The organism is Candidatus Pelagibacter sp. HIMB1542 (assembly GCF_052047835.1).
Classification (GTDB): Bacteria; Pseudomonadota; Alphaproteobacteria; order Pelagibacterales; family Pelagibacteraceae; genus Pelagibacter.
Window position 1 is genome coordinate 675,926 of record NZ_JBNAJB010000001.1, and the last position, 21,481, is coordinate 697,406.

21 protein-coding genes and 1 pseudogene are annotated in these 21,481 nt (G+C 30.7%); 4 read left to right on the forward strand and 18 right to left on the reverse strand.

All coding sequences use genetic code 11. The annotated features are described in order from the left end of the window. Nucleotides 1–1,440 carry a sodium:solute symporter family transporter gene (locus ACTTBI_RS03730; protein ID WP_440652601.1) on the reverse strand — a complete coding sequence of 480 codons (1,440 nt, stop codon included), beginning with the start codon at nt 1,438–1,440 and terminating at the stop codon, nt 1–3. 127 nt (nt 1,441–1,567) lie between these two features. Between ACTTBI_RS03730 and mgrA the strand changes: the two genes are divergently transcribed. Continuing rightward, nucleotides 1,568–2,596 carry an L-glyceraldehyde 3-phosphate reductase gene (gene mgrA / locus ACTTBI_RS03735; protein ID WP_440652603.1) on the forward strand — a complete coding sequence of 343 codons (1,029 nt, stop codon included), beginning with the start codon at nt 1,568–1,570 and terminating at the stop codon, nt 2,594–2,596. A gap of 85 nt (nt 2,597–2,681) precedes the next feature. Here the strand turns inward: mgrA and ACTTBI_RS03740 are convergent, their stop codons facing one another. After that, nucleotides 2,682–2,975 carry a hypothetical protein gene (locus tag ACTTBI_RS03740; RefSeq protein WP_262589440.1) on the reverse strand — a complete coding sequence of 98 codons (294 nt, stop codon included), beginning with the start codon at nt 2,973–2,975 and terminating at the stop codon, nt 2,682–2,684. Between the two features lie 3 nt (nt 2,976–2,978). Then, nucleotides 2,979–3,491: a pentapeptide repeat-containing protein gene (locus tag ACTTBI_RS03745; protein WP_262589441.1), complete on the reverse strand. Its 513-nt coding sequence runs from the start codon at nt 3,489–3,491 to the stop codon at nt 2,979–2,981. A 105-nt stretch (nt 3,492–3,596) separates the two neighbouring features. Between ACTTBI_RS03745 and ACTTBI_RS03750 the strand changes: the two genes are divergently transcribed. Next, entirely contained in the window at nt 3,597–4,661 is a 1,065-nt protein-coding gene (locus tag ACTTBI_RS03750; RefSeq protein WP_440652605.1) for a tartrate dehydrogenase, read from the forward strand. Here ACTTBI_RS03750 and ACTTBI_RS03755 read toward each other — a convergent pair. From ACTTBI_RS03755 to ACTTBI_RS03810, 12 genes are all read right to left on the reverse strand, one after another. Continuing rightward, a complete protein-coding gene (locus tag ACTTBI_RS03755) occupies nt 4,658–5,695 on the reverse strand; it encodes a Gfo/Idh/MocA family protein (RefSeq protein WP_440652607.1) in 1,038 nt (345 codons plus the stop codon). The genes ACTTBI_RS03750 and ACTTBI_RS03755 overlap by 4 nt on opposite strands. A gap of 1 nt (nt 5,696) precedes the next feature. Next, nucleotides 5,697–6,680 carry an aldose epimerase family protein gene (locus ACTTBI_RS03760; protein ID WP_440652609.1) on the reverse strand — a complete coding sequence of 328 codons (984 nt, stop codon included), beginning with the start codon at nt 6,678–6,680 and terminating at the stop codon, nt 5,697–5,699. A gap of 8 nt (nt 6,681–6,688) precedes the next feature. Next, a complete protein-coding gene (locus ACTTBI_RS03765; RefSeq protein ID WP_440652610.1) occupies nt 6,689–7,450 on the reverse strand; it encodes an SDR family NAD(P)-dependent oxidoreductase in 762 nt (253 codons plus the stop codon). Nucleotides 7,451–7,583: 133 nt separating this feature from the next. Then, nucleotides 7,584–8,432, reverse strand: a complete 849-nt coding sequence (locus tag ACTTBI_RS03770; RefSeq protein ID WP_440652611.1) for a phytanoyl-CoA dioxygenase family protein — start codon at nt 8,430–8,432, stop codon at nt 7,584–7,586. Nucleotides 8,433–8,474: 42 nt separating this feature from the next. After that, nucleotides 8,475–9,254, reverse strand: coding sequence for an ATP-binding cassette domain-containing protein (locus ACTTBI_RS03775; RefSeq protein WP_440618597.1), 780 nt, complete (start codon nt 9,252–9,254; stop codon nt 8,475–8,477). Then, entirely contained in the window at nt 9,254–10,849 is a 1,596-nt protein-coding gene (locus ACTTBI_RS03780; protein ID WP_440618598.1) for an ABC transporter permease, read from the reverse strand. Before ACTTBI_RS03780 ends, ACTTBI_RS03775 begins: the two co-directional genes overlap by 1 nt. A 72-nt stretch (nt 10,850–10,921) precedes the next feature. Further along, a complete protein-coding gene (locus ACTTBI_RS03785; RefSeq protein WP_262589451.1) occupies nt 10,922–11,827 on the reverse strand; it encodes a sugar ABC transporter substrate-binding protein in 906 nt (301 codons plus the stop codon). A gap of 179 nt (nt 11,828–12,006) precedes the next feature. Next, entirely contained in the window at nt 12,007–12,909 is a 903-nt protein-coding gene (locus ACTTBI_RS03790; RefSeq protein WP_440652613.1) for an ROK family protein, read from the reverse strand. 5 nt (nt 12,910–12,914) lie between these two features. Then, a complete protein-coding gene (locus tag ACTTBI_RS03795; RefSeq protein WP_440647709.1) occupies nt 12,915–13,664 on the reverse strand; it encodes an SDR family NAD(P)-dependent oxidoreductase in 750 nt (249 codons plus the stop codon). A 2-nt stretch (nt 13,665–13,666) separates the two neighbouring features. Then, nucleotides 13,667–15,139 (reverse strand): tripartite tricarboxylate transporter permease, encoded by a 1,473-nt coding sequence (locus ACTTBI_RS03800; protein ID WP_440652615.1) that lies wholly within the window; start codon nt 15,137–15,139, stop codon nt 13,667–13,669. After that, a complete protein-coding gene (locus tag ACTTBI_RS03805) occupies nt 15,140–15,646 on the reverse strand; it encodes a tripartite tricarboxylate transporter TctB family protein (RefSeq protein ID WP_440652616.1) in 507 nt (168 codons plus the stop codon). It lies immediately after the preceding gene. Between the two features lie 23 nt (nt 15,647–15,669). Beyond that, entirely contained in the window at nt 15,670–16,644 is a 975-nt protein-coding gene (locus ACTTBI_RS03810) for a Bug family tripartite tricarboxylate transporter substrate binding protein (protein ID WP_440614563.1), read from the reverse strand. Nucleotides 16,645–16,804: 160 nt separating this feature from the next. Here ACTTBI_RS03810 and ACTTBI_RS03815 point away from each other — a divergent pair, with 160 nt between their 5' ends. Further along, nucleotides 16,805–17,806, forward strand: coding sequence for a 4-hydroxythreonine-4-phosphate dehydrogenase PdxA (locus ACTTBI_RS03815; protein WP_440652618.1), 1,002 nt, complete (start codon nt 16,805–16,807; stop codon nt 17,804–17,806). Between the two features lie 3 nt (nt 17,807–17,809). On the opposite strand, the pseudogene ACTTBI_RS03820 reads toward ACTTBI_RS03815, so the two are convergent. From ACTTBI_RS03820 to ACTTBI_RS03830, 3 genes and pseudogenes are all read right to left on the reverse strand, one after another. Beyond that, a pseudogene (locus ACTTBI_RS03820) lies at nt 17,810–18,570 on the reverse strand (SDR family NAD(P)-dependent oxidoreductase). An 11-nt stretch (nt 18,571–18,581) separates the two neighbouring features. After that, nucleotides 18,582–19,493, reverse strand: a complete 912-nt coding sequence (rbsK, locus tag ACTTBI_RS03825) for a ribokinase (RefSeq protein ID WP_440652620.1) — start codon at nt 19,491–19,493, stop codon at nt 18,582–18,584. After that, nucleotides 19,493–19,951, reverse strand: a complete 459-nt coding sequence (locus ACTTBI_RS03830; protein ID WP_440652622.1) for an RbsD/FucU family protein — start codon at nt 19,949–19,951, stop codon at nt 19,493–19,495. Before ACTTBI_RS03830 ends, rbsK begins: the two co-directional genes overlap by 1 nt. Before the next feature lie 77 nt (nt 19,952–20,028). Here ACTTBI_RS03830 and xylB point away from each other — a divergent pair, with 77 nt between their 5' ends. Further along, complete coding sequence (xylB, locus tag ACTTBI_RS03835) at nt 20,029–21,477, forward strand: xylulokinase (RefSeq protein ID WP_440652624.1); 1,449 nt, start codon at nt 20,029–20,031, stop codon at nt 21,475–21,477. The last annotated feature ends 4 nt before the right edge of the window (nt 21,478–21,481 follow it).

Consider the following 21,481-nt stretch of genomic DNA (forward strand, 5'->3'; position numbering starts at 1 on the left):
TTAATTACTTTTCAATTTCAAAATTACTGCTGGTAAAAAAGTTGCAACAACAAATGATAAAAATAATAAAGATTGTGCAACAAAAGGTGAAAATAAATCTTTAGACATCAATCCCCCAACCAATAAACTCTTAGAAAAATCTGGATAAGGAAACATTAAAAATCCACCAATTAAACCAATTATAATTGAAACATAAGCAGTTTTTTCATTTACCTTGTTGTAAAAACTGTAAAAGACTGTGAACACAAATGCACAACAAAATAAATCTGCAAGTAAAAATAAATACAAAATATCAAATCCTTTTGATGCAACACCAAATGCAATCAATGACAAAAATACAATAAAGTATTTAGAAACTTTTAAATAATCTGTTTTTTTATCTAAATTAAAAGTTGCTTTACCATCAACAACAAACAAACTTGATATCGCATTAACCAATGTATCAACTGTTGAAATTGTTAAAGCTAAACCAAGAACAATAATAATTAAAGATAGTGTTTCAGTTTGTTCTTTTAACAATAAAGTGAAAAATCCTAAATCAGCTCTTGCTGAAGGATCAATAGAAAATGAAACCATTCCAATAAAGCCCATTAAAAAAACTATCGGTACAATTACAAAAAACGAAATGATTAATGCTGATTTTAAAGTGTTGTAATCTTTAGCAGCATAAACCCTTTGCCAATTTCCTTGGTGAAATAGATTAGTAGCTGCAACAGCTATAAAAAAAGTTAATCCAGCTGTATAACTTGGAATATAAGATGAACTTAACAATTGTGGATTTTTTTCTTTAATTAATGCAAAAGAAAAATTATCTCCTGTTGATGAACTGATAATTAAAATTAGAATTAATAAAAGAAAGCCAATTACTATCATTTGAATATTATCAGTAAAAATAGAAGCTCTTAATCCGCCATAAAGAGTGTACGTTAAAGTGGCCAAAAGTACTATTAATGCAGTGATCCAAAGATCTGTACCTGATAAATAATTTATCAAAACTGCAACAGCTGTCACCTCTGCACAAAGAAAAATAAACATGTAAAAAATTGTCATTAACAAAATCAGTTTAAATAAACTTTTTCCAAATTTTTTTCTCATAAACTCAATTAGAGAAGAACCTTTTGGAAACTCTGATCTAATTTTTCCTCCAAAATAGATTAAGAAAATCATAGGAAAAGCTGTACCAAGTGCATAACCAATAACAGCCCCTATTCCTCCCCATGTAGCAGCAGCAACAGGGCCAAATAAAATCCATGCTCCTAAAGCAGATGCAACAAGACTGGTCGTTAATGAAAATAATTCAATATTTCTATTGGCTGTTAAATAATTACTTATTCCTTGGAATTTTTTAGAATGATAAATTCCTAAAACAGCAAATACCAAACTAATTACAATTACTAATGTTAATGATGATGATTGACTTAAAAAGTATGTGTTATCCATTTTATCCCTTTCTGAATTACCGGACAGGTTCGTAGGGTTTAATCTCAGTCTGTTAAGACACCCCTTTCTTTAAGTATATATTTAATTTTAAGTTTTTAAACTAGTAATTTAAGGTATATTAAGAATAATGAGTTACAAAGCATCACCAAAAAGATATTCCAACATGAAATATAGAAGATGTGGAAAGAGTGGTGTTGATCTACCTTTAATAAGCCTTGGTCTTTGGCATAATTTTGGTGGTAAACAACTTACATCTGAAGCAAAGAAAATGTTGTTTTATTCTTTTAATTCAGGGATTACTCATTTTGATCTAGCAAATAATTATGGTCCACCAGCAGGAAGTGCTGAGGCTAATTTTGGAAAAATTTTAAGTAAAGAATTTAAAAGATATAGAGATGAATTAATTATCTCATCTAAAGCAGGTTATGATATGTGGGAAGGACCTTACGGTGAATGGGGTTCAAAAAAATATATCATTGCAAGCTGTGATCAAAGTTTAAAGAGAATGGGGTTGGATTATGTAGATATTTTTTACTCGCATAGATTTGATCCAAATACACCATTAGAGGAAACAGCAGATGCCTTAGAGCTTATTTATAGATCTGGTAAAGCTCTTTATATTGGTATTTCTTCTTACTCCTCAAAGAAAACAATTGAGATGTTTAATATTTTAAAAAAAAGAAACATTAAAATATTTATCCATCAACCTTCTTACTCTTTAATAAATAGATGGTTTGAAAAAGATTTAGATAAAAATTTAATTAAATTAGGAATTGGAACTATTGCTTTTTCACCATTGGCACAAGGAATGTTGTCGGATAAATATTTAAAAGGAATTCCAAAAGCATCAAGAGCAAGTGATCCAAAATCTGCATTAGATAAAAGTTTTATAACTAAAAGAAATATAAAGATAATTTCAGATTTAAATCAAATTGCTAAAAAAAGAGGACAAACATTATCTCAAATGGCTTTAGCTTGGGTATTAAATAATAAAGCAGTTACTACAGCTTTAATTGGTGCAAGTAGTGTAAAACAAATTAAAGAAAATATTGAAAGTTTAAACAATTTAAATTTTTCTAAATCTGAGCTTAAAGAAATAAATAAAAAAGCTAAAGACGGAAATATTAATAAGTGGGCAAGATCTAGTTCTTATTAAAAGAAGTGTTTTTCAATTAAATAATGAAGAGTAAAAATAATTAAAGAAGCACAAATAATTAAAAACACTCTTTCTTGATTACTCATTATTGTTGACCTTTGTGATTCATTATTTCAATCATACACTGAGTAGCATACTCTCTCCACTCTGTAGAATTTTTATTTTTTAGGCTATTTAAATGATCTCGGTTACTTTGAATATCATCTTTATGTTTGAGATAATCAGCCCCATTTAGGTTTGCTTCCATAGAAGAAAGGTTGGTTTCCATTGCTTTTATCCACTCTTTTCCAAGCTCAACACATTTTTGATCATCTTTTTCATCACAGATTTGTTTGAAAAAATTAAAAATAACATCATCAGTATTAACTGAAGTGTTCATATCTTATTGCTCAATACAGGTTCCAATTGAGTCTGGACCACATGTCTTACCATTAGTCCAAGTAGCACCAATCAGATTTGCATTTTCAAAATTTGCATTAGTAATGTTTGCAGATGTAAAATTTGCTTCCATTAAATTAGCATTTTGAAAATTAGCTTCAATTAGAGTTGCTCCCATGAAATCAACTCTAGTTAAGTTTGCATTAGTGAAATTTGTTTTTTCAAAATTGCCACCAATACTAATTGTTTCATAAAGATTAGCTCTAACAAATGTAGACTCTGGAAAAGTTCCAAAAGATAAATTTGAATTCATCATTATGCTTTTATCTAAATTTACTTGCACAAAACTTGCAAAAGATAAATTTGAATTTGGTAGATAACTACCTTGTAGATCCTGTGCATCTGAAAATCTGCATTTAGAATAATCTACACCATCTGTTAATGGATCATCACATGCAGCATTTGAATTTGAAACAAAAAAGAAGCTAAAGAATATTAAAAGAAGTATTTTTTTCATAATCAAAACTAACAAATAAAATATGTCAAAACAATGAAGGTTTATGACTTTAAAAATAATTTAACATTATAAATTAAAGTGTTTTTGAAGTATAAAAATCAACCTATGAAAGAATATAACATTGCATCAATAGCAGGAGATGGGATAGGAAAAGAAGTAGTCCCTGAAGGCTTAAAAGTACTAAAAGACGCTGCTGAAAAACATCAATTCAAAATAAATTTTACAGAATATGATTTTGCTTCATGTGATTATTATGAAAAACATGGAAAAATGCTTCCAGATGATTGGAAGGAAAAATTAGGAAAACATGATGCAATATTCTTTGGCGCAGTTGGAATGCCAGATCAAGTTCCAGATCATATATCTTTATGGGGATCCTTACTTCAGTTTAGAAGAGAGTTTGATCAATATATTAATCTTAGACCAGTAAAATTATTTCCTGGAATAAATCCTCCTTTAGCAAATAAAAAACCAGGTGACATTGATATGCTGATTGTTAGAGAAAACACTGAAGGTGAATACTCTTCTGTTGGTGGAAGGATGTTTAAAAATACTGATAGAGAAATAGCTATTCAGGAAACTATCATGTCTGCGCATGGAGTAGATAGAGTTCAAAAATTTGCTTTTGAATTAGCAAAACAAAGAAAAAGGAAAAAATTAACGAATGCAACAAAATCAAATGGCATTTCAATTACAATGCCGTTTTGGGATGAGCGTTTTAATGCAATGAAAGAAAATTATCCTGATATTGAAACAGATCAATATCATATTGATATTTTGGTTGCTAGATTTGTACTAAATCCAGAATGGTTTGATGTTGTTGTTGCATCTAATTTATTTGGAGACATTCTTTCTGATTTAGGACCTGCTTGCACTGGAACTATTGGAATTGCTCCATCTGGTAATATTAATCCTGAAAATAAATTTCCATCTTTATTTGAACCAGTTCATGGTTCAGCACCTGATATTGCAGGAAAAGGTATTGCTAATCCTGTGGGGCAAATTTGGTCAGGAGCAATGATGTTAGATTATTTGGGAGAAAAAGAAGCATCTAATTCAATTGTTGAAGCTATTGAAAAATCTTTAAGTCAAAAAGAAAATAGAACTAAAGACTTAGGTGGAGAAGCTGATACCTTAAAATGTTCTAATTCAATATTGGCTAATCTTTAAATCTTAACCTTCTTACCAGTTTTTGCACTTTTTGTTATTGCTGCAAAAATCTTAAGAGAGATCAAACCATCATTACCATTAACTTTTGGCTTAACTTTTTTTGATACCACATCTGCAAAATGATCAATTTGGTTTACTAAGGTACTGTCGTCTTTTTTGTTTTTATCTTCGTTAACAAATATCTTATTCCACCAACTTCGCTCATTTTTATAGAACCAATATTTTAAATTAGGAAATTGCAATGATCCCTTAGTACCACCAATCATATATGCGGATTGATTAGTTATAGGATAAGCTGGATTTTCTCCTGCAGTTAACTCATAACTCCATGGAGCAACAATTGTATCTGATAAATTTAATGTACAAAGTGCACCTGAATTAAAAATTAAACTAATTGTTGCTGTATCTTCAACTGCAAATTTTCTAGTTTTGTTGGTTGTAAATGCTTGAACGTATTTAATTGAACCAAGTAAGTAGCAAATCATATCGATATCATGGACTAAATTAATTCCTAAAGGTCCGCCTCCTTTACTAATTCTCCATTTTTCTTTGTAATAAGCTTTGTGTTTATAAAGCCAACACAAGACATTGGCTGAAACAATGTTTCCTAATTTACCTTTATCAATTAACTCTTTTACCTTTGATACAATAGAGTTATGTCTTCTATGATACCCAATTAATAACGGCGTTTTATTTTTATTAGCGCTACTAATAATTTTTTTAGCTGAATTAATATTATCTGAAATAGGTTTTTCTAATAATACTGGAATTTTTTTCTTTAAAAAACTGACTGTATGTTTTTCATGAAGTTGATTTGGAGTAGCTACAATTACTGCATCTAAATTCTTTGAATTTAAAAGTTCGTCTACATTTGAAAATAATGGGATTTTATATTTTTTTGATAAATTTTTTGCGTTGTTACTAATATCAACTATTGAATGAAGGTTTGCTTTTTTAGATTTTGAAATTGCCTTTATATGTTGCAATCCCATTAAGCCAGTTCCAACAATGGATATGTTTATTTTTTTATTCATTTTATGAAATATTTATTTTTGTAAAGTACTTATAAAGTTTTTTAGGTTTAATTAAAGAACTTGGAAAATTTTTATTGTTTGGTGCATCTGGGTAGTGTTGCGTTTCTAAACAAACCCCTTGGTATGGAGCAAGTTTATTTTTATACCTCAAACCTTGACTGGTATAGAGCTGTACACCAGGAAGATTTGAATAAAAGTCTAATTGAATATTAGTTTTTTTATTTTTTAGAGAGGCTAAATAATTTTTAGAATTTTTTTTAATACAATATGTTAAATCAAATCCCAATTGATTGATTGTATTAGATACTCTCTTTATTTTTTTGTTTTTAATAATGTCTATTTTTTTTCCAATATTTTGAAACTTATTAAAATCATTAATAGTATTTTTAACTTTTTTAATTTTACCAGTTGGGATTAATTTATTAGTTACTTCAAGATATTTTTCAGAGTTAATTTTTAAATCATGATTGAAAATTGTCTCTTTTTTACTCTTATTCAAGTTCCAATAACTATGATTGGTTAAACTCACATGAGTTAATTCGCTTGATTTATATTGATATTTTATAAATAAGCTTTTGTTTTTGATTTCAAAAATACACTCTGAATTTAAGTCCCCTGGGAAACCTTGGTCTAAATTTTTAGATAACAATTGATAGATAATTTTATTTTTTGAATGATGTTTAATTTTCCATTCTAATCTATCAAATCCTATTTTTCCTCCATGAAGTGTATTTCTTCCTTCGTTGCCTTCAAGTTTATAAATCTTATTTTTAATCTTAAATCTTGAATTTGAAATTCTGCCTGCGTACCTGCCGCAAGTAGCGCCCACATAAAAATTCTTACTGCCATAATTTTTTGTAGGACCTAGGTTTAAGATTAAATTAATTTTCCTTTGCTTGTCATAAACTTCATATAAACAAGCACCAATATTAATTGACTTAACTTTTAAATACTTACTTTCTATCGTTGAACTTTGTATTTTCACAAAGTCTCTTATAGCCAACCTTTATCAACGATGTAAGATTGATTTGTGCAACCAGAAGACTGTTCTGATGAAAAAAACAAAACAGTTTGCGCAAGCTCATGAGGCATTAGTTTCTCTTTTAAACATTGGTTTTTCATCAAATCTTTTTCGGATTCTTCGTTTAACCACATATCAATTTGTCTTTGTGTTAAGACCCACCCTGGGACTACTGAGTTAACTCTAATATTAAATTCTCCTAAATCTCTAGCGAATGACCTTGTTAAGCCAACTACTCCAGATTTCGCGGCTGTATAAGCTGCCATACCACCTTGTCCAACCATCCAAGATGCTGAACCCATATTAACAATTACACCACCTTTATTTTCAATCATTGATTTTTTTACTGATTGAACTGTGAAAAAATAATGTCTTAAGTTTACATTTATTCTCTCATTCCAGTATTCTTCTGTAACATCATCAATTTTATGTCTTGTGTCATTAGCAGCGTTATTGATTAAAATATCAATTGGACCTTTTTGATCTATGATGTCTGCAATTGTCTTTTGAAGTTGTTTTATGTTTAATAAATCACATTCAATAAAAGTTGGTATTGAATATTTTTTATTTTTTATATCTTCAATTAATTTTTCAGATTCTGATACATTAATATCTATAAAGTAAACTTCTGAACCTTGTTCACAAAAATGTTCAACAATTGAAGCACCAATTCCAGATCCTCCACCTGTTATAAATACTCTTTTCTTTTCTAAATCATAATATTTTACTTTCATTTTCTTAATCCTCCACCAGTTATAAATGCTCTTAAATTTTCTAAATAGTGATATTTAAAAATTTTATTATTTAAATAATTTAAATTCTGTTTATTTTAGTACTTATAAAGAATTTAAATTAAAAATATAGAATTTATTTTGCCTTATAGCCCAAACCAATATTATTTATTTTTTTACTTGCATCCATTATTTTTGGATATTCATAATTTAATCCTAAAAGCTGTCGCACTTTTGGATTTGAATTATTTTTAAAATCTTCCGATAAATAAGTAACTAAATCTTCAACTGGTTTTATATACTTTGGAAGAAACTCTATCAGTAATGCTGCTCTTTGGTGATCTGATTTATTTGGTGATGCTCCATGCCAACAGTTACCATTAAAAAAAACTAAATCTCCAGGATTAGCAATCATTTGTTGTTTGTTTGAAAAGTCATCATTTTCATTTGGATAGTGTAGTTTCTTTTGTGATCCTGGTATGAAAGCCGTTGCTCCTGATTGTTCTGAGCAGATATCTAAAGGTATAGTAGCCTGACAGTTTTGTGCAAATGAACTATTAAGACCCATTGGAAAAGTCTCACTATTATAAAAATCCCAATACGGATAATCGATATGTAGTTCTTGACCTATTGATCCTGGTAACAATCTACTTGCGCAGTATGATCCACAAAAAAACTCTGAACCTAAAAGTTTAGACATTAAGCTAAAAATAATGTCGTTTGTTATTAATTTACTAAAAACCTCTCCTTTACCAAATAAATTCCATATCCTTTGCTGTAGTTTAATTTTATCAGACGCCTCAGCCTCGGCATTAAAGTGGGTTTCTTTTTGCTCTTGTGTATCTGCAAAATGATTAACAATCTCTCTTGCTTCTTTGATTTCGTTTAAATTATATACGTTTTCAAAAACAATAACTCCAGATTCATGCATTAATTCATTTATTGCTTCGGTAATATTAAAATTATCTCTTGAGAATTTCCGCATAGATAAATTTTAAGTGAAAAAAAATTAAAAAAAAATAAAAAATTATAACTCTAATTCTTTAGCTAGATCACCAATTTTAGCACCACCTGCCATCAATCTTTTCACATCTTCGTTACCTAGTTCTGAAGACAATCCTGAACCAATTACTTCTCCTAAACTTAAAAAAGTAAATCGATCAGCTATTAGACGTGCATGAATTTCATTGTGAGTGATAAGTATAATTGCAATGTTTCCTAAATTTTGAACTTTTTTAATTGTTTTTAAAACTTCCATTTGCTGCTTTTGACCTAATGCTGATGTAGGTTCATCTAATATCAATATCTTTGCACCGAAGTAAATTGCTCTTGCAATAGCTAATGTTTGTCTTTGTCCTCCTGACATTGTTCCAACTGGTTGATTGGGGTTTGCAATGTTAATTCCAATTTTAGACATCTCCTCTATTGTAATTCTATCCATCTCATCCATTTGCATTAAACCAAATCCGGCAGGACCTTTTATTAATTCACGTCCAAGAAAAAAATTTCTTGTTACTGATGTTAGCGCGTTTAGTGCTAAATCTTGATAAACTGTTCCAATTCCTGCATCAGATGCTTGACGTGGTGAAGTAAAGTTAACATTTTCTCCATCTACTTTTATTTCTCCACTTGTCATAGGATGAACACCAGATAACACTTTGATCAAAGTTGATTTTCCAGCACCATTATCACCTAACAATGCATGAACTTCACCTGGATAAACATCTAATGAAACGCCATTTAAAGCAGTAAATGCTCCAAATTTTTTTACTAAATTTTTTATTTCAATTAATGGTTTTTTATCCATTAGATATTTCCCATAATTCGTTTTCGTATATTCTCATTGGTAAAGGCAGCAGTAACAAGAACTGCTCCAAGGAACACCCTATAGAACGATCCATCAATTCCAGGAATATAAAAGAAAGCTTCTTTTGCAATTCCAAAAATAATTGTGCCTAGGATTATTCCACCAATTGTTCCAAAACCTCCAGTTAATACAACTCCACCAATAACTGCTGCAGCAATTGCTTCTAACTCTTTTAAATTACCTTTAGCTGTATCTGCTGTGTTAACTTCAAATACCTGACAAGCCGCAAACATAGTTGCGCAGAATGCAGTAAACATAAATAATGAAATTTTAACTTTATTCGTTGGCACACCATTAGCTTTTGCTGCATTAAGATTTCCACCCGTTGAATAAATCCAGTTACCCGCTTGAGTTTTACTTAAAATTAAATAACAAATAAATGCAATCAGTCCCCAAATCATCAAACAAGAATACATTCCTTTAGCAAAAATGTTTCCGAAGTTATTTACGTTCCAATCTACCGTATAATATAGCCAGTTAAATACTGGTTCCATAATATCGCCACCAAAGAAATTAGCTACAGGTCTTGCAGTAACTATGGTGTCGATATAAGCTTTTGCTATATCAATATCAGTAACCGCTTTTGCTGCAACTTCAGGAACATTAACACCAGCTTCAATTTTCTTTGTCAAAATTTCAACCATTGAGTCATTGCCAGATTTTTTTGCCCCAGCTAATGATTTTTCTAAAGTTGCAATCATCTTTTCAGCATTCATAGCAGTTTTGTAAGCTGCAACTTTTTCGTTAATATATGTTAATCGTTCAGTTAATTTTGCAACCGTGCTAGCTGGCACAGTGCTAAGAATTTCTAATAATTGGTCATTTGGTAAAGATTTAGCCGCGTCTCTTTCCATTTCTCCATGACCTGGTACATTTATAATGTTTTTGATATCTGGTAAATCTGTAACAGTTGTTGATCCAGCAGTTTGATCAGGAGCTTTGTTAAATGCTCTGTATGATACCTCAGTTAATCCTCTTAAGAAAAAAAGTCCACCTAATGTAACGATGAAAGAAGATATTCCACTCTTAACAATTATCCATCCTTGTATCCATCCAAAAGATAATGTCATACATAATGTAATTAATATTGCTAATAATGGAGATACATCTTGAATTTTAAATAATGTAAATCCTTCAAAATGAAAACCTCCCTCGAAAGATATGTAAGGAATAACAACAGCAAAACCCCATTTTAGTATCATTGCCATACAACCACCGGCAAAACCGATCATTGAACCAACAGAAAGATCAAATTCACCTGCAATGATTAACATTCCAGCAGCAAGTGCAACGATCCCTAATTGTGCAATTACCCTAAAATTATTTCTAATTCCTAAAGCGTTAAATCCTTCACCAGAAAAAGGGTTAAGAGAAAATTGTCCTTCTGGAATAGAAAAGTATCCCAACATACAAAAAAGTAAAACCATAACTCCAAAAGGTCCAACTTCTGGTCGAGACATAAATGCAGAGTACCATTTTTTTTCACCTTGTCGGTCAGACTCTTGTCTTGGTTTTTTTGTTGTTGATGTATTCATTTAATAAAGACTTATTAATTTTGTTAAAAAAAAAGGGCCGATTGAATAATCGACCCTTTAAATTATTACAGACTATCTATCAATACCTGCTAAAGCAGCAACTGAAGAAGCGTTAGACTTGTCAACGAAGCCAGGTCCTGATGGGATGTTAGCTCCTGGTAAAAGTCCAGCACTGTTGTTGTACAAGTGTAATACGATGATTGGCATATAACCTTGTAATCTTTGTTGTTGGTCGATAGTGAAAGCAACTCTTCCAGATCCGATTAAATCCATAACTGCAGGACTTAAGTCGAAGCAAGAGTGGTGTACTGTCATACCTAGATCAGCTAAAGCTTTATCAACAGCTTCACAAACGTGTGGTCCTACTGAAAGGATTGCATCGATATCACTGTTTGCTTGTAAAGCAGCAGTTGCTCTAGTTTGAATAGTTGCAGGGTCAGATGTAGTATCAGTCATTTGCATAGGAACAGCAGAACCGTAACCTTCACATCTGTCTACAAGAGCTGTGTTGTATGCTTCTTGAATCATACAAAGTGCTTTAGAAGCACCTTCAGCTTTTGCTCTTTCACCAGCTTTTTGTCCAGCAAGTAATTCAGGCTGACCAACGTGCATTAAAGCACCTAGGCTAGCAGAAGACTCTAAACCAGAGTTCATTGTAATTACTGGAACACCAGCAGCAACAGCAGCTTTAATAGCTGGGCCTAATGCATCTGGATCTGGTAAAGAAATCACCATACCATCTGGTTGAGTAGCTGCAGCAGCTTGAATTGAGCTTGCCATATCAGCCATATCAGCAGAAGGGTTGTAGATATATTCGAAGTCAGCACCGATTGCTCTAGCTGCATCTTCACCACCTTTTTGAACTACTGGCCAAAAAGGATCTTTTCCTTCACCATGAGTAATCATGACATATCTTTCAGCGAACGCAGAAGTTGCAAATAATGCAAGAGCTGCAATCGAAAGTATAAGTTTTTTCATTATTTCTCCCTTTTTTTTATGTTTTTAAATTAATTTAAAAAAACGAAATATACCCACTTTGAGTAAAGATCATAACAAAAAATATAGATACAACTTTTAATTGAAATTTTTTTTTTAAATTTTATTCGCTTCTTTGCTTGTCTTTAAATTTTAGAATTTTTCTAAATTTAAATTTAAAACTAATATGTCGCGCTTCTTCCTAATCTTGCAGCACCTCTAACGCCACTCGCATCACCGTATCTTGGTTTTAAAAAAACACCTTCGTATTCTCTGCCAATTACAAATTTTCGCACCAGTGAATCTATTTCATGTAAGAAATCAATTTCATTTGAAACTCCTCCTCCAAATATAAAAACATCAGGATCCAAAATATTTATTATACTTGAAAGTGACATTGCTAAATTGACTTTAAAATCGTCTATAAATTTTTCAGCATCTAAATCATGTTTTCTATTTAATTCAAAAATTTCATTAGTTTTTAAATTTTTTCCATAAAGTTTTTTAAATCTTTTAGCCAAGCCTAAGCCGGATAAAAAACTCTCAATCTCTGCTTCTCTTGGATTGCTTGAGTCGAAATTTTCTTTCTTAGCAGCGAAATAGGGAATTTGATTATGACCCCATTCTCCTGCAACACCATTAGGACCACTTACAATTTTTTTATCAATAACTAAGCCACCTCCAACTCCAGATCCTAAAATAATTCCATAAACAATCTTATAATGTTTCCCCGCTCCATCTATGGCTTCTGATAAAGCAAAACAATTTGCATCATTTTCACAAAACACTTCTTTACCTAGTGCTTTACGCAAATCATTTTGAAAAGGTTTTTTTTCTAACCAACTGATGTTGGGAACGTTTTTAACTAATCCTGTTTGAGGAGAGTGAACTCCTGGATGACAAACGCCGATTGGAAGCTCTTGTTTAAACTCTTCTTCTAATTTTTTATGAATGTCTCTTATTGCAGTAATAATTTGAGTATAGTTTTTTGGACATGCTATTCTAGATCTGTGTTTTTCTTGTCCACTTTTTTCAAGTACAACACTCTCTATCTTTGTTGCACCAACGTCTATACCTACTTGCATAATTATTAGTAAGTTGCTCTACCACCGCTTAGATCAAATACTGCAGCTGTTGAGAATGAGTTTTCTTCGCTTGATAACCAAGCAACTAAAGAAGCTAATTCCTCTACCTTAGCAAATTTATTTCTTGGTATTTTTGAAAGCATATAATTTATATGCTCCTCAGTCATTTGGTCAAAAATTCTAGTTTTTGCTGCAGCTGGAGTAACACAATTTACTGCAATATTTTTTTGTGCAAGTTCTTTACCCAAAGATTTTGTTAATCCTATAACTCCTGCTTTAGAAGTACTGTAAGCACTTGCATTTGGATTTCCTTCTTTACCTGCAATAGATGCAATATTTACAATCCTTCCATAATCATTCTTTGTCATAAATGGAACAACTGCTTTGCAACAATAAAAGACTGCATTTAAATTTAGGTTAATAACTTTGTTCCACTCTTCTATTGGATATTCTGCAACAGTAGTGTTCATGCCTGCTACACCAGCATTATTTATAAAGATATCAATCTTACCATGTGATTTTTCAACTTCAGATAATTTTGAATTAATTGTTTCATAGTTGCTCACATCAACTATTTGATAAGTTAAATTTTCAGAATTTACTTTTTCTAATGCTTTTTTAGCTTCTCCTTCGTCGATATCCCAAATTACTACTTTAGCACCAGACTCGATAAATCTTTCAGTAATAGCTAATCCAAAACCTTGGGCTCCACCTGTTACAATTGCTACTCTATTGTTTAAATCAAATTTAATCATTTTTATTTTTTAATTTTTTTCGATCTTATTAAAGGAAAAGCTAAAGCAATTAAAGATAAAACAAAGAATGTTAAAGCTATTGGTCTTGTGAAAAACATTAACCAATTTCCATCAAATATAACTAGAGATTGTCTTAAAGTTCCTTCTACCAACTCACCTAAAATTAACCCAATGATGACAGGAACAACTGAGAAACCATATCTTCTCATAAAAAAACCAAGCACACCAAAAAATAACATTATCCAAACGTCAATTATAGATTGATTTAATGAATAGGTTCCGCAAACTGAAACTGCAAAAATCATTGGCCATAATATTTTATTAGGCACCAAAGTTATTCTTGCAAATATTTTTGCTCCAAAAAAACCAAATATAAAGAACAAAACATTAGCAATAAGCATTGCCCCAAATATTCCATATAAAAAGTCAGGTTGTTCTCTAAATAAATCAGGTCCAGGTCTAACCCCATGTATAATTAATCCAGTTAAAATAACTGCTGTTGTTGCACTACCAGGAATTCCAAGTGCAAGTGTTGGAACCATTGCTCCACCTGTTGCTGCATTATTTGCAGCTTCTGCTCCTGCGATACCTTCTATGGATCCTTTTCCAAATTCCTCTGGTTTTTTTGAAAATCTTTTTGCTTCTGAATATCCAATTAAAGATGCAACCGTTCCTCCTTCTGCAGGCAATACTCCAATAAAAGAACCTATACCACTTGATCTTAAAATTGTTTTCCAAGTTTTTTTGTAATCATCTTTACTTGGAAGTTTAATTGCTTTTAAAGCTATTCTATTAAATACCTGATTAATTAAAGTTGATTGTGTTAACATTTCACTCATTGCAAATAAACCAACCACTACTGGTATAAAACCAATCCCTTCAGTTAACTCGTTAATTCCAAAAGTAAAACGATCAATTGATGTCATAAAATCTTTACCGACTGTTGAAATTAAAATTCCAAATGCACCTGCAATCAAATTCTTAATTGGACTTCCCTCTCCAATTGATGCAAGCATCGTTAAACCAAAGATAGCTAATGCAAAATACTCTGGCTGACCAAATTCATATGCAAGCTGAGCTAATATAGGTGCAAAAAAGACAAGTATTACAACACTAAAAATACCTCCAACTGTACTTGAAACAGTAGCCATTCCTAGAGCTCTCCCTGCCTCTCCTTTTTGTGCCAAAGGATAACCATCTAAACAAGTTGCTGCAGCAGCTGGTGTTCCAGGTGTGTTAATAAGAACTGCTGTTATCGCACCACCGTAAGTACCGGCACAATAAATTGAAGTTAACAATACAATTGCTGACAATGGATCAAGTGTCATTGTAAATGGTAAAATTAATGCACCACCAGTTGTTGGGCCTAAACCAGGTAACACTCCTAAGATTAATCCAAACAATGTTCCAAAAAATAAAACCAATAATAGCTTTGAGCTAAATAAAGGAGCCATCATTAATAATAAATTATCCATCTAGCTATAATAAATGTTAGTTATAATTCCAGGTGGAAATCTTAGACCTAAAATTGTTTCAAAGAAAATAAAGACAATCACAGGAAATATAATTCCAACAAGTAATAAATAAAATATTCTTTTTTCTCCCCAACAATAAGAAACAAAAATAGATAAAACTGAAATTGCTAAAAAGAAATCTAAAGTCTTTGAAATGATTAAAAAAATCACAAAACTTGAAAGTGTTAAAAAGAATGATTTTGGTAATTCTTTTTGAACCTTCCAAGGGTTTTTAGTTGCTAAATAATAAATTAATAAAGTCATTACTATTATTAAAACCAAAAGTGCTTTTGGAAATGTTGCGGGCTGTATTCCTCTATTCAATATAGGAGGAACAATGTCAAAAGTAAAAGTAGTGATTAATAATGCTACAGAAATAAAAATAATTACAAAAGAGACTTTAAATTCATCTCTAAAAAAAAAGGGCAAACTTTTGTTTGCCCTTTTTTGTTTTTGTACATTTTTCATATGCAAATGTACTTTTAATTATATTAGTTAATGTAACCTAAAGCTTTTAGCTGAGCAGTCATTTCAGCAAGCATTTCTTCCATTTGCTTACCCCACTCGTCAGCACCAACTACACTAGTGTCATCAAGACCAATTTCAGTTAAGAAATTTTTGTAATAGTTGTGGCTCATAGCTTTCATCATTCCAGCTTCTAATTGTTTAACTCTTTCTGCTGGAGCACCTTTTTTAGTTACGAAACCTCTAACAGTAGATAAAGAAACAGGAATTCCTAATTCTTTAGCTGTTGGAGAGTCACCAATTTTAGCCATTCTATTATTTGCTAAAACAACTGATACACAAAGTTTACCTTCGTTGATTTCAGTTAATGCTTCACCTAAGTTTAAAACACCTACATCGATATCACCTTTGATAAGGTTAGTTTTAATTGGCGCTACACCTTTGTAAGCAACAATAGTTGGATCTGTTAATCCACCCTTTTTAGTAAATGCAATTGCACTAACATCATCAATACCACCAGTGTGTGTTGTTCCATATTTTAGTGATTTTGATTTTTGCGCGCTAATGAATTTCTTAGCATCTTTAATTTCATTGTTACAGTTAACAACAAATAATTGAGGATCATCTGTACCTCTAGCTAAAGGCTGCATATCGCTTAATTTTACTTTAGTTTTTCCTAAAGCCATTGATACTGCGTGACCAGTAGTCCAAGTTAGAGTGTGGTTACCATCTGCAGGTAAAGACATCATGTAATCCATAGATGCTGCTCCACCACCACCTTTTTTGTTAACTAACTGCATATCTTGTTTAAGAACTCTTCTTGCTCTTAATAACATCATTCTAGTAGTAACGTCAGTTCCACCACCAAAACCAGCGTGAGTAATTGCTTGGATTGGGTGTCCATCAGCTTTTGCTGAAGTGATCATTAATGGAAGAGCTACAACAAAAAATTCAGTTACTAAAAAAGCAGCTGCTAAAAATAGTTTAAAGCTTTTTTTCATTATTTCCCTCTTTAGTTTATTTAATTTATATATATAAGTTATATATAAATATATAATCACATTCAGATATAAAACGTAAAGTAAAAAGTGAAAAATATTTATTTAGATTATATATATAATATCTATATATAGTTACACTTAGTAGTATTTAAAAAAATTAATGACACAAACAAAAGCTAATATTGCAGTTTTACTTGGTGATCCAGCAGGAATAGGACCTGAACTTATTTCAAAATTATTAAGTGAAGAAATAACTAACAAAGCAAATATTGTTGTTATTGGTGAAAAACAGATACTTGAGAGTGGAAATAATGTAACTGGCAACTCTCACCAACTTGAAGTAGTTGAAAATTTTGATCAAATTGATTTTAATAAATCTAATAGATTTCTATTAGATATTTCAAAAGGAAAAAACCATAAATACAAAATAGCTGAACCTTCAAAAGAATCAGGCGAAAGCGTTTTGGAGGCTTTAGATTTAGCATTAACTCTTGCTAAAGAAAAAAAAATTGATGCAATTAATTTTGCTCCAATGAATAAAACAAGTTTAAAACTTGGAGGAAACACTCATTCAGATGAATTACAATTAATGGCTGAAAAATTAGATGTAAAAAGTTTTTGTTGTGAGTTTAATGTTATAGATAATTTTTGGACTGCAAGAGTGACCTCTCACATTCCAATCAAAGAAGTGGCTCAACACATAACAAAAGAAAATATCTTAAAGCCTATTAAATTAATTAATGAAGTTATGGAATTAAATGGCGTAAAAAATCCTAGAATAGCAGTTCAAGCACTTAACCCACATGCAGAATTTGGCACTGAAGAAAAAGATGAAATTATTCCAGCAATAGAAGAAGCAAAAAAACTTGGATTTAATACAGATGGTCCATTACCTTGCGATACATCTTTTGTGGTTGCTTATAAAAATAAAAATCATGATTGTATGGTTGGAATGTATCATGATGCACTCCAGTCTGGACTTAAAGCATTTGGTTTTGATAGAGGAGTTACAGTTCAAGGTGGGTTAACAGTTCCTGTAACAACTACTGCACATGGATCTGCGTTTGCAATTGCTGGTAAAAATGAAGCTAATTTAGCTCCAATTTTAAATTCATTTAAGATTGCTTTATCAATGGCTGAAAATAAAAAGAAGTTAAGTTAAGCCTTAAATTAAACCAGCATCTACCGTAAAATTTTGTTTAGTGCATCCAGACGAAACATCTGATGCCAAATATAGAACCATTCTTGAGACATCTTCAGGTAATACTTGTTTTTTAAGACACTGTTTATCTAAAATTTCTTTTTTAAATTTTAGATTTAACCATAATTTTGACTGTCTTTTAGTTGCAACTGAACCTGGTGCAATGGAGTTTATTCTAATATTATGTTGTCCTAAATCTCTAGCTAAAGATTTTGTTAAACCATAAATTGCAGCTTTTGCAGTACTGTATGCTGGAAACATAACGGCTCCTCTAATCCAACTAACAGAACCTAAATTTATTATTGATCCACCTTTATTTTTAATCATACTTTTTTTTACCGCTTGAGTAGCAAAAAAATAATGTCTCAAATTTATTGCCATTCTTTCATTCCAGTATTTTTCAGTAACTTCCTCAAGTGTATGTCTTTGATCATTGGATGCATTATTAACTAAAATATCAATTGCTCCTTTTTTTTTATAATGCTCTGAATTAAAGTTTTGTATTTTTTTATATTTTTAATGTTGCAGATATGAAAAGTAGGTATTTTATGTTTTTTCCTCTTAATTTTTGAAATTAATTTTTGAGCTTCTTTTTTATCTATATCAAAAAAATAGACCTCAACACCTTGTTCACAAAGATGTTCAACAATTGATGCGCCAATACCAGATGCTCCACCCGAAACTAAAGCACGTTTTCCTTTTAAATCAAAATATTCTACTTTCATTTTTATTTTACTTAATAATTTTCTACTTCTTGAAGTAATGGCATTGATGCTGCTGCACCTAATTTTGTTGTTGATATTCCTGCTACTTTATTTGCAAATACTAATGCATCTTTATTTTTTAGGTCATTAGATAATCCAACAACAAAAGCACCATTAAAAGCATCCCCCGCACCAGTTGTATCTACAACATTATTTTTTAATTTACATGCCTCAACAAAATAATCTTCTTTTCCATTAGAATAATAAACACCCTTCTCTCCTAATGTAATTATAATATTCTTAACTCCTTTTTTTAAAAACTCTTTAGCAGCTTCTTTAATATCATTTTCTGATTTTATTTTTTTATTTAAATAAAATTCTGCTTCTGTTTCATTTGGAGTAAAATAGTCAATTAATTTAAAGTACTCCTCTTCTATTTTTCTTGCAGGCGCTGGATTTAAAATTGTAACACAATTATTTTCTTTAGCTTTACTTAAAGCATAAAGTGTCACTTGCTCTGGAGTTTCTAATTGAGTAAGAAAAAATTTTGAATTTTTTATGGTGTTTAGATTTTGATCTATATCTTCATTATTTAAGTGGGCAGCTGCCCCAGCAACAATATTAATTGCGTTATGACCTTTTTCATCAACCATGATACCCGCAACTCCCGTGGAAAGATTTTTATCCTGGATGATTGAATTTATATTTATTTGAGCCTTTTTATATAATTTTAATGCCATATCGGCATGACTATCCTGGCCAATTTTTGTTATAAAATGTACATCACCTTTTAATCTTGCGGCTGCAATTGCTTGATTAGAGCCTTTGCCTCCAGGTCCAACAATATAATTTTTTCCTAAAACTGTTTGACCCTTAACTGGAATTGTCTCACCAAAGAAGCAAAGATCAGCAACAAAAACTCCAAATACACAAATTGAATTCATTATTTTTCAAGAACCCACACATCGCCATTGGGTTTAACTACACCTTTTGTAAAAATAAAACAGCCAAATGGTCTTGTTTCATTAGTAGTTATAATTGCGTAAGCATTTTTTGTTTCTTTATAAAAATTATTTCTTTCTATAGATCCTATTTTCCAATGATCTCCAGATACTTTTTTTGTTGTATCTATAAGTTCTTTGTGGACATCATTTAATTCGTTTGGTTTTCCATCAATTTCCATTCTCAAAATTGGATATTCTATAAAACTATCTAAAGGAAAAACTGAAAGAATAGCTTCTGCCGCTCTTGAAGCGTTTACACCATCAATTCGATAAACTCTTTTATTCAAAGAATATGCTGGAAAATTTGAGTCACAAAGTATTAGCTTATCACCATGTCCCATACTGCGTAAGCAGTGTAAAACATCAGGGCTTAGTATTGGATCAATTTTAATTAACATATCCTTATACAACTAAATTAATTTCAATAATTCAATAAATTAATTCAATTACAATAATTAAAATATATAATCATAGAATGTATTTAGGTATCGATCTTGGAACAACATTAATGAAATGTGTTGTTATTGGAGACAATCAAGAAATAATTTGCAAAACCTCTAGCAAAAATATTCCATTATCTAATCTAAAAAGTGGGTGGTCAGAACAAGATCCTAAATCATGGATCATTGCCCTCAATTACTGCATCAAAAAATTAAAAAAAGAAATTAATTTAAAAAATATCAAGTCAATCTCATTTTCTGGTCATATGCATGGCGCTACATGTCTTGATAAAAATTACGATGTTATAAGAAAATGTATTTTATGGAATGATACTCGAAGTCACAATGAGTGTAATGATATAATGAATGACAAAAAAGTTTTAAATATTTCAGGAAATATTGCAATGCCTGGATTTACATCGCCTAAAATTTTATGGCTTAAAAATAATGAATTAAAAAACTTTAAATCAATTCACAAATGTTTGCTACCTAAAGATTATTTGAGATTTTACATTACTGGAGAATTTTATAGTGACTTATCTGATGCATCTGGAACATATTGGCTTGATATAAAAAGTAGATCTTGGTCAAAGAAATTATTACAAACAACTTTTATGAACCTTTCTCAAATGCCTAAAACTTGTGAAGGTACAGATCAAACTGGAATTGTTAAAAAAGAAATCGCGGAAAAATATGGTTTTGATTTAAAATGTAAAGTCTACGGAGGTGGAGGAGATAATGCGGCAGCAGCTGTTGGTCTAGGTCTCTATGAAGAAGGCGATGCATCAATATCTTTAGGTACATCAGGCGTAATCTTTGCTTCAACAAAGAAATTTTTAAAAAACTATAATGATGCAATTCATTCATTTTGCCATTGTTTACCTAACACATGGCATTTAATGTCTGTTATGTTGTCTTGCACATCTAATATTAATTGGTTTATTGAAAATTTTAATTCATCTCTAGAAGAAATTTCACTAAATCTAAAAAAAGCAATTAAATCCAAAAATTTAATCAAAAATGCTCCGTACTATTTACCTTATTTAACTGGTGAAAGGACGCCTATAAACGACCCTCATGTTCGTGCAAGTTTTAACAACGTTGATATAAGTACAACGAGATCTTCAATGATTTACAGTTTAATAGAAGGAATTTCATTTGCATTAAATGACAACTATCAAGCCCTTTCAAAAACAAAAATTAAATTAGAAAATCTTTATGTAATTGGAGGAGGTTCAAATAACAAAACTTGGATTAAAATTTTAGCATCTATTTTAAATAAAAATCTTGCAATTACAGAAACTTCAGATTCAATGGCTGCTTATGGAGCAGCAAAAATAGCTTTTTTAGGTTACAATAATCTTGATCACCAAAAAGAACTAAAATCTCCTAAAGTGAAAAAAATTATAAAAAAAGATTCTTATCTTGCTTCTATACTTTCAGATAGGTTTGATAAATGGAAAAAATTTTATACTAAAACTTAAAATT